Source organism: Arthrobacter sp. 35/47 (assembly GCF_000520475.1).
Taxonomy (GTDB): Bacteria; Actinomycetota; Actinomycetes; order Actinomycetales; family Micrococcaceae; genus Arthrobacter_D; species Arthrobacter_D subterraneus.
In genome coordinates this window covers 129,327-136,100 of sequence record NZ_KI914592.1, presented here as the reverse complement: position 1 = coordinate 136,100, position 6,774 = coordinate 129,327, and the positions used below count along the sequence as shown (strand labels likewise).

The following is a 6,774-nucleotide window of genomic DNA, read 5'->3' as shown; positions in this document are numbered from 1 at the left end:
ATACGGCGGAGGCGGTGGACTACGGAGCGGACCTCTCGGGGACCCTCACCACCGGCGGCTTTACCCTCGGCGACGAGGTGGCAACATCCCGAGCGGACCTTGCCACTGCCGCCCTCGAAGAGGACGGCGTCACGGTCGAGATCAATGAGAGCAATTTCGACCCCCAGCGGTTCGCCGCGCAGGCCGCCAGCGGAACCCTCCCGGACCTCGTGGTCATGGACCGCCAGTATGTGGCGACCTATGCGGCGAAGGGCCTGATCGAGCCCGTTGATGACTGCTTCACCACCCACGACGTCAACGCCGAGGAACACTACTACCCGGCGGTACTCCAGGACGTCACCTACAACGACCAGGTGTACGGCATCCCGCAGTTCTGGCAGCCGTGGTCCATCATCACCAATACCCGTGTGATGGAGGAAGCCGGCGTCACCGCCGAGGATCTGGACACGTCCAACCCGGAGGCCGTTCTCGGTGCCGCCGAGAAGATGTACGAATCCGAGGGCGATACCCCCACGCGGTTGGGATTCGACCCGCAGATGCCGTCCCAGGCTCCGGTCTGGTTTGCCGCTTTCGGTGGAAAGATCATGGACGAGACCGGCAAGCCGACCCTCGACGATCCCGCCAATATCGAAGCGCTGACCTGGCTCAAGGACATCTACGATGCGCAGGGCGGCTATGAGACCGCCTACAGCTTCGGGCAAACCTGGGACTTCTTCGGCGAGAACAACCAGTTCGTCGCTGACCAGGTCGGTGCCGGCCTGTACGCCCAGTGGTACCCGAACGTCCTCTCGGACTTCGCTGACCAGCTTGAGATTTCCGGTGTTCCGTTGCGCAACCAGGACGGCGACGCCATCGCGGTTGCCGGCGGCCAGTCCTACGTGATCCCCACGGGCGCCAAGAACAAGGCCGCAGCCTGCAAGTGGGCAGTCACCAACACCTCCGATGAAGCCTGGATGGCAGCAGCCGAGGCACGCGTGTCCGGAATGGAGGAAGGCGGCATCTTCACCGGCATCTTCACCGGATCGCAGACCGCCGACCAGATGATCAAGGACGAGTACCTCGAGTCCACCGGCAATGAGGGCTTCGACCAGCTGATCGACTCCTACTACCAGGCGCTCGAGAACGGTGTTCCCCTCGGCTCCTCGCCGGCGGGGCTGGAGATCCAGACCGAGCTGCAGAATGCGATGGCTCCGGCGATGTCCGGTGACAAGACCATCGAGGAAGCACTCGGCGACGCGCAGGCCGCAGCAATGCTGGTGTACGAGCAGGCGACTGCGGGCGCCCAGTAGGCGCCGCCGTCGTTCTCTGACCGGCATCAAAGGAGGGTGGGAGCCCGAGATTACCGGCTCCCACCCTCCTTCTGTCTGCCCGTTGAGTTGGCAGGACACGCCGTTTATGGAGCGTCAAAAGGGGTGTGTCCTGCCAACTCGACGCCGGTGGGGTTAGCCCTTCCGGCCCTGCCCGGCCAGGCCCTCGATGAAGTAACGCTGACCGAACGCGAAGAGCACCAGCATGGGCAGCGTCACCAGCAGGGCCGCAGTCATCACGTACTGGTAGTCCGCCTGCCCTCCTGAGGTGGGGCTGAAGAGCGTCATCGCATATGAGATGCCCAGGGGCACCGTGTACTGGTCCGGGCTGCCGAAGTTCAGGTAGATCAGCGGCGCCTGCAGGTTGTTCCAGCTGGCCTGGAACTCGAAGATGAACACGATGATGAAGGACGGGATGGACAGCGGCATGGCTATCCGACGGAACAGCCCGAAGTAACTGCACCCGTCGATCCGGGCCGCCTCGAAGATGTCCCGCGGCAGGCCGAGGAAGAACTGGCGCTGCAGGAAGATGTAGAAGGCGGACCCGAAAAGATTGGCACCCCACAGCGGGACCGTGGTGCCGAGGAAGCCGAGTTCCTTCCAGATCAGGTAGACCGGGATCATGGTCACGGCGCCGGGCAGCATCATGGTGCCCAGGACCAGGCCGAACAGCAGGTTCCGGAACGGGAAGCGGAAGTAGGCGAACCCGAAGGCCACCAGCGAGCTGGAGAACGTGACCAGGCCGGCGGCGAGCAGCGCGATGATCAGGCTGTTGGAGATCCAGGCCAGGAGCGGCAGCTGCTCCCACACCTCTACGTAGTTGGTGAAGACCCAGGTTTCCGGGATCAGCCGGTTGTCGAAGACATCCTGCCGCGGCTTGAAGGTCGCGGCCAGAAGCCAGACAAACGGGTACATGAAGAGGGCGGAGAAGCCGAGCAGTAGCGTCCAGAGCACAATCCTGCCCGCGATGCTGCGCGGCTTGTACCAGGGGAAGGCCTGGTTGGGTGCGGCAGCGGACCTGTCCCGCGGATCCGATTCGACGACTGCCTGCGGCTGCGAGTTCACGACTGACGCCATGGCTACCCGCCTCCCTCGTAGTAGACGAACTTGTTCCCGAAGCGGACCTGGACGACCGTGATCAGGAGGATGATGACGAACAGCAGCCACGCGATCGCGGCGGCGAAGCCCATGTTGAACTGTTGGAAGGCCTGCTGGAACAGGTACACGCCGACAAAGAGGGCGGCATCGGGAGAGCCGCTGGCAGTGTCGCGGTAGAACAGCAGGAACGCCTGGTCGAAGACCTGCAGCGCTGCAATGGTCAGCACGATGGTGCAGAAGAACAGCGCGTTGGAAATCATCGGCAGGGTGACCGAGAAGAATTGCCGGATTGAGCCGGCGCCGTCAATAGCGGCGGCCTCGTACAGGTCCTTGGGCACGTTCTTCAGGGCTGCGAGAAGGATCAGCATGGTTCCGCTGACACTCCAGAGACCGATGATGATGATGGACGGCTTCATCCAGTCCGGGTCGATCAGCCATTGCGGCCCGTCGATGCCGAACAGGCCCAGAAACCCGTTGATCGCTCCCGAATTGCCGTTGAGCAGCAGCAGGAAGATCGACGCCGCGGCCACCGATGGGGTCATCTTCGGCAGGTAGTAGATGATCCGGAAGATGCCAGCCCCGCGGTCGGGAATGCGGTGCAGCAGGTACGCGAGCAGCAGGGCGAAGCAGATTTCGAGCGGCACGGACAGTACGGCGTAGTACAGCGTGTTGCCGAGCGACGTCATGACCTTCGGATCCTTGAACAGCAGCTCGTAGTTGCTGAAACCCACGGGGGTGGCCGTGTCGGTGGAGAGGTCATAGTTGGTGAAGGAGATGACCAGGCTGTAGACCATGGCGCCCAGCGTGAAGACGAGGAATCCGATCACCCAGGGAAGGATGAACAGATACCCTGCCCTCGCTTCACGGTTGAAGGGCTCCTTGATCCAGCGGGGACGCCGCAGTCGTTTCTTCTGCTGGGAGTCGATCGCTGTGGCCATGCTGCACCTCCTTGCTGTCGGCAGGATTAGTTCTGACAAGAGTAAGCCATAAGCCTGCTTTGTATCGGGAAAAAATCTTCCAATTTGAGAAGCGATGGGCTATACGCAGAGAAGGCGGTCGCGGTAGCCTGAGCGGCATCCCCTCACGGTCAGGAGAAGCCATGGACTGGACGCTGGAAGTGGTGGTGGTGCCGGTCAGCGACATTGCCCGCTCCATCGAGTTCTACCGGGACGGGCTCGGCTTCGTGCAGGATTTCGAGACCGACGCCGGCGGTATGCACTTCACCCAGTTCACGCCGCCCGGCTCGGGCTGCTCCATTGTCTTCGGCAACGGACCGGGCATGCAGGCGATGCAGCCCGGCACCCTCAAGGGCCTTCAGCTGGTGGTCCCGGACGCCACCGCAGCGCGTGAGGAACTGCAGGGCAGGGGAGTCGACGTCAGTGACATCACCGTGTTTGACGAGCGCGACGGCGGCACCTTCTTCGGCTTCGATGATCCCGACGGCAATTCCTGGGCCGTGCAACAGATCAAGGCCCGCGCGGACAAGCCGCTGATGCCGCGGCAGTAAGGTCGCCTTGACTGAGACGCTTGCCACAAATTAGCCTTTCGCTAAACAGTTGATGCCTATTAGGCAACTTGCGTGCACTCGCACGGGGAAAGCGAAGGAGTCCAGTGGAAGAGCTGCGCATCACGGCAGGCGGTCATCTCGGCCCGATCGATTCGGCCCGCATTCCGCGCTACGCCGGAGCGGCCACCTTTGCCAGGCTCCCGAGGATGGATCAGGTGGAGAGGCCGGATATCGCCGTCGTCGGTGTTCCCTTTGACTCCGGGGTGTCCTATCGGCCGGGGGCGCGGTTCGGCGCCAATCACGTCCGTGAGGCGTCCCGGCTGCTGCGGCCCTACAACCCGGCCATGGATATTTCGCCCTTTGAGCGCGTTCAGGTTGCCGATGCCGGTGACATGGCGGTCAATCCCTTCAACATCAACGAGGCGATCGAGACCATCCAGCAGAACGCACTGGATCTCACGCACGACGGCGCCCGCCTGGTGACGCTCGGTGGGGACCACACGATTGCGCTCCCGCTGCTGCGCGCTGCCTCCGAGCGCGCCGGGGAGCCCGTTGCGCTACTGCACTTCGATGCCCACCTGGACACCTGGGACACCTACTTCGGTGCCGAGTACACGCACGGCACACCGTTTCGGCGTGCCGTGGAGGAGGGGATCCTCGACACCGAAGCGATCTCCCACGTGGGCACCCGCGGACCGCTGTACGGGGTGAAGGACCTGGAGGATGACCGGCGGTTCGGCTTCGGGATTGTCACCTCCTCGGACGTCTTCCGCCAGGGCGTTGACGAGACCGTCGCCAGGCTGCGCGACCGGATCGGCAACCGGCCGCTCTACGTCTCGATCGACATCGACGTCCTCGACCCGGCACACGCCCCAGGCACCGGCACCCCCGAAGCCGGCGGGATCACCAGCCGGGAGCTCCTCGAGATCCTGCGCGGCCTGCGCGGGATGAACCTGGTGGGCGCCGACGTCGTCGAAGTGGCCCCCGCCTACGATCATGCGGAGATCACCGGTGTGGCGGCGTCGCACGTCGCCTACGATCTGGTGAGTCTGATGGCCGATGAAATTTCCACAAGGAAGGACGCCTGATGCAGTCCGTTGAGAGTGACGCCACCGTTCCCCCACAGCCGGTCACGGGTTCGCGCAACGGCGGTGACCTGGTGGTCGAGACGCTGAGCGCGCTCGGTGCCACCACCGTGTTCGGTATCCCGGGCCAGCACGCGCTCGGGCTCTTCGATGCGCTGTCCCGCTCCGACCTGCAGTTTGTGTCCTCCCGGGTGGAGAACAACTCCGCATTCGCCGCCGACGGGTTCTCCCGCGCAACCGGCGAAGTGGGTGTCCTTTTCCTCTCGACGGGGCCGGGTGCACTCACCTCGCTCGCCGGGCTCCAGGAGGCCTACGCCACCGGAGTGCCGATGGTGGTCATCGCCAGCCAGATTCCGCTCGAGGGCCTCGGCGCCCGGCGCAAGGGAATGCTCCACCAGCTCGACGACCAGAAGGCCTCCGCCGCCAACGTCACCAAGAGCCAGCGGCTGATCCAGCATGCCTCGGGAATCCCATCGGCCATCCAGGACGCGTGGACCGAAGCGGTCTCCTCGCCGCAGGGGCCTGTGTGGGTTGAGGTTCCGCAGAATGTGCTGCTCGACGCCGTCGTCGTTCCCCGGGTTGAGGACGCGCTCGCGGAACCGTTCGACAATCCGCCGCGTGTGGAGCTGGTCCGTGAGGCGGTCAGGTGGCTGTCGGAAGCGAAACGTCCCGCGATCGTGGCGGGCGGCGGAACCCGTCGCGGCAGGGCCGAGAAGGAACTGCTCTCGCTGGCGGAAAAGCTGGACGCACCCGTGGTCTGCTCACCCGGCGGCAACGGTGCGTTTCCGTGGAACCATGAGCTCTCGCTGCAGTCCTGGGTGGAGGACCGTTACGTCACCGAGGTTCTCGAGGACGCCGACGTGCTGCTGGTCATCGGTTCCTCCCTCGGCGAGGTGACGTCCAATTACTTCACCCTGGAGCCGCGTGGCCGGATCATCCAGATCGACGCCGAACCGCGGGTCCTCGAGTCCAACCGGCCCGCGCTGGGGATCCGCGCCGACGCCGGGCAGGCCCTTGGAGCGCTGGACGAAGCACTGGAACCCGTTGACCGCCGCACCGGGGACTATGATCCGCGCCGGCTCGTGGCCGAGACCCTCACCAAAGTCCAGGCACGCCTTGAGGCGCAGGAGCTGGGCAAGGAGCGCACGTTCATGGCGGACATCCGCGGCGCCGTCCCGGATGACATGCAGACTTTCTGGGATATGACCATCGCCGCGTACTGGGCCTGGAGCTGCTGGGATTCCCGGGATGGTGAATTCCATTCCGCGCAGGGCGCCGGCGGGCTGGGTTTCGGCTTTCCGAGCGCAATCGGCGGGTCGGTGGGGCTTGCCTCGAAGGGGCTTCCGGCGCGGGTGCTCGCGGTGTCCGGGGACGGTTCGGCGATGTACTCGATCGCGGAGCTGGCCACCGCACGCCAGCATGATCTGCCGGTGACCTGGCTGATTGTCGACGACGGCGGGTACGGCATCCTCCGCGAATACATGGAGGGCGCGTTCGGGAAAGCGACCGCAACCGAGCTCACCCGGCCGGACTTCGTGAAGCTGGCGGAGTCCTTCGGTGTTCCCGCGGTCCGCGTGGCGCCGGAGGATGTGCGCGAGGCGCTTGAGGCGGGTTTCGCCGCGGACGGTCCCAACGTCGTCGTTGTTGAAACGCTGCTGAGGCTCTTCGCTCCGACCCACCTGTAGGTAGGTTGGGAGCATGTTTGATTTTCGGGACCTGGACCGGCCGATCATCGGAGCTCCCATGGCGGGCGGGCCCTCCACGCCGGAGCTCGCCG

General features: G+C 64.7%; 6 protein-coding genes. 4 read left to right on the top strand and 2 right to left on the bottom strand.

The window, feature by feature from the left end:
• Nucleotides 1-1,289 (top strand): extracellular solute-binding protein (locus X803_RS18430; RefSeq protein WP_051470554.1); only part of this gene is annotated, 1,289 nt, incomplete at its 5' end.
• Nucleotides 1,290-1,442: 153 nt separating this feature from the next.
• Here X803_RS18430 and X803_RS0107285 read toward each other — a convergent pair.
• Together X803_RS0107285 and X803_RS0107280 are read right to left on the bottom strand one after the other, a co-directional pair.
• Nucleotides 1,443-2,384: a carbohydrate ABC transporter permease gene (locus X803_RS0107285; RefSeq protein ID WP_026544635.1), complete on the bottom strand. Its 942-nt coding sequence runs from the start codon at nt 2,382-2,384 to the stop codon at nt 1,443-1,445.
• A gap of 2 nt (nt 2,385-2,386) precedes the next feature.
• A complete protein-coding gene (locus tag X803_RS0107280; RefSeq protein ID WP_084033510.1) occupies nt 2,387-3,343 on the bottom strand; it encodes a carbohydrate ABC transporter permease in 957 nt (318 codons plus the stop codon).
• Between the two features lie 161 nt (nt 3,344-3,504).
• On the opposite strand from X803_RS0107280, the gene X803_RS0107275 reads away from it, so the two are divergent.
• The 3 genes from X803_RS0107275 to X803_RS0107265 all read left to right on the top strand — a co-directional run bounded on the left by X803_RS0107275 (nt 3,505) and on the right by X803_RS0107265 (nt 6,682).
• Nucleotides 3,505-3,912: a VOC family protein gene (locus tag X803_RS0107275; protein WP_026544633.1), complete on the top strand. Its 408-nt coding sequence runs from the start codon at nt 3,505-3,507 to the stop codon at nt 3,910-3,912.
• A gap of 104 nt (nt 3,913-4,016) precedes the next feature.
• Nucleotides 4,017-5,000, top strand: coding sequence for an agmatinase (gene speB / locus X803_RS0107270; protein ID WP_026544632.1), 984 nt, complete (start codon nt 4,017-4,019; stop codon nt 4,998-5,000).
• Nucleotides 5,000-6,682, top strand: coding sequence for a thiamine pyrophosphate-binding protein (locus X803_RS0107265; RefSeq protein ID WP_026544631.1), 1,683 nt, complete (start codon nt 5,000-5,002; stop codon nt 6,680-6,682). The genes speB and X803_RS0107265 overlap by 1 nt, the downstream gene beginning before the upstream one ends.
• The last annotated feature ends 92 nt before the right edge of the window (nt 6,683-6,774 follow it).